The organism is Actinocrinis sp. (assembly GCF_035946395.1).
Classification (GTDB): domain Bacteria; phylum Actinomycetota; class Actinomycetes; order Streptomycetales; family Catenulisporaceae; genus Actinocrinis.
Genome location: NZ_DASYZI010000264.1, coordinates 1 through 2,459 on the forward strand (window position 1 = coordinate 1; position 2,459 = coordinate 2,459).

Annotated in this window: 2 protein-coding genes; both read left to right on the plus strand. The window is 68.6% G+C overall.

The window, feature by feature from the left end; translation table 11 throughout:
* Window positions 1–583 precede the first annotated feature (583 nt).
* On the plus strand, window positions 584–1,585 hold the full coding sequence (locus VGS97_RS16420) for an SMP-30/gluconolactonase/LRE family protein (protein WP_326854404.1): 1,002 nt from the start codon (window positions 584–586) through the stop codon (window positions 1,583–1,585).
* The coding region (locus tag VGS97_RS16425; protein WP_326854405.1) for a heme-binding protein at window positions 1,582–2,459 on the plus strand (878 nt) is incomplete at its 3' end. The genes VGS97_RS16420 and VGS97_RS16425, both read left to right, overlap by 4 nt.

Here is a 2,459-nt window from a genome sequence, read left to right on the forward strand (position 1 = left end):
GCCGGCGCCTGCTGTGAGGCCGGCGACCGCCGGTACGGTGTCGGTCATGACCAGGCTGACCCGCGATGGACCAGCTCCCGCTCCACGACCGGCACCGACCGTCCCGCCTTCAGCAGACGCGACGCCGCGACCTCGCCACCGGCACCCATACCCACCAAGACGACATCAAAGTGCTGCGGCATCAGAATCTCCTCTCCTGGCGGCACGGTATTGCCCGCGACGGCACGCAGCCCCGCACCCGGCGGTCCCGAGCAACGCGATCGCGGTGCATCGAGGGCGGATGAGCTGAGCGGACACGGGACTATGTCTCCACGGTCGGCTCGAACGTTACGGCCGGTGAGTGAACAAACGGCGTAAGCGCTGAGTGTTGGCGCACCAGGCGTGGGGCGTGCCCCGTAGCCGCGGACGAAGCCAAGCAAATGGTCTGGCTGCGCGAAGTGATCCCCGCGTCGCCAGGCGACGGCGAAGGCCTAGGTATCGCGGAACCCCAGGTCCGGGCATGGACCGGGCCCCAGGTAGGGCCGGTCGCCGGCAACTTGGCCTGCCACTGTAACGCTTGGAGTCTAACGGGCACTCCTCTGGTATGGCGTCGCCGTTTGTCGTGCACGATCCGGAGTTCCTGAGGGTGCTTGGTGATGCTGCCCGACTGGATCGGGTCGTCGATGTCGACGCGCACGAGGGGCCGGTCTATGTAGCTGGCGGCGACGCCTTGTACTTCACCAGCCTGCCGACACCCGACTGGCAGGTGGCGATCCGCCGGATCGAACTGGACTGGGACCGCTTCCCCCTGGGAGTGGACTGGGTCCATACCCTGGTCAAGCGAACACCGGTCGCCAATGGCATGACCCTCGACGGCGGCGGCCAGCTGCTGGTGTGTGAGCAGGGCAGCATGGCCGAGTCGGCGGCGATCTCGCGCGTGGACCCGCGGACCGGGGACAGGAGCGTGGTCGTCGACAGCTGGGGTGGGCTGCCGCTGAACTCGCCGAACGATGTCGTTGCCCGCAGCGACGGCAGCATCTGGTTCACCGATCCCAGTTACGGCCACCTGCAGGGGTTTCGGCCCGAACCGCAGGCCGGTGACCACGTCTACCGGTGGGATCCGCGCACGGGGATGCTCACTGTCGTCGCCGACGACTTCGTCAAGCCGAACGGGCTCGCCTTCTCCCCCGACGAGTCGGTGCTCTACGTGACCGATAGCGGCGCGAACCAGGAGGCGGGCAGTTTCTACCCGCACCTGCCGCACCACGTTATTGCCTACGACGTGGACCACGGCAGGCATCTGGTCAACCGCCGGCTCTTCGCCGTCACGAACCCGGGCTTCCCGGACGGGCTCAAGGTCGACGCCGACGGCCGCGTCTATGCGTCGTCTTTCAGCGGTGTGCAGGTCTTCAGCCCGCTGGGTGACCTCATCGGAGAGATCTCGCTGCCGGGTGCTGTGAACTTCTGCTTCGGCGGCCGGGCGGGCAACCTCCTGTTCATCGCCACCGGCACCGCTGTGTGGGCGGCCACGCTCGCTGTGACCGCCGCGCCCATCGCTACCCCATCAGATCGATCTGAAAACGGGACGCAGGGAGTTACCGCATGACTGCCATCCGCACGCGCCGGGTCATCGATGATGCAGGCGTCGACAGTGTGCTGCTCGCCGCCGAGCAACATGCCCGCGAGAAGGGCTACCGGGTCGTCATCACCGTCGTCGACCGGGCCGGCAATGTGCTCGCGTTGCGCCGCACGCCCGGTGCGCAGGTTGCCAGCAGCGTCGTGGCCGTCGACAAGGCCCGGACGGCCGCGATCTTCGTCCGGCCCAGCCGCGACATCGAGCAACAGGTGAACTCGGGACGCCTCGGAGCGCTCGCCTTGCACGGCGCCGCCGCCCTGACCGGCGGGATCCCGCTGCGGGCCGATGGTGAAGTGGTCGGCGCGATCGGCACCAGCGGCGAGACACCCGACCAGGACGAGTCGGTGTCGCTTGCGGGAGCCGCAGTGTCGTTCACCACCGCCGAGGTGCCTGCCCTGACATATGAGACCGCCCGACGGGTGGCCGACACGGTCGGCGCCGCGGCCACCGGCCGCGGCGTCGCCCCGGTGGTCGCCGTCGTCGACGCCGAGGGCCACCTCGTGTACATCTTTCGGCCGGACACGGCGCAGGTGGCGAGCGTCGGCGTCGCGACCGACAAGGCCCGGACGGCCGCGATCTACCGGCGGCCGAGCAAGGACTTCGAGGACCAGACGGCCAGCGGACGCCCATCAGCGTTGCATCTCGCCGGAGCCGTTCCACTGCAAGGCGGTATGCCGCTCCTCGTGGACGGCCACGTGATCGGCGCGGTGGGCGTGAGCGGCGCATCGTCCGCGGACGAGGACCAGGAACTCGCCGTACTCGGCTCTGAAGCGCCATCGCTGCCCAACGCGGCGACCTACATCCCGAAGCAGAAGGTATATGAGCAGTTCCGAACCGGAGGTCT

Excerpts from the sequence above, each read along its gene's own strand:
- VGS97_RS16420 (WP_326854404.1), top strand. The coding sequence starts at position 584 with ATGGCGTCGCCGTTTGTCGTGCACGATCCGGAGTTCCTGAGGGTGCTT.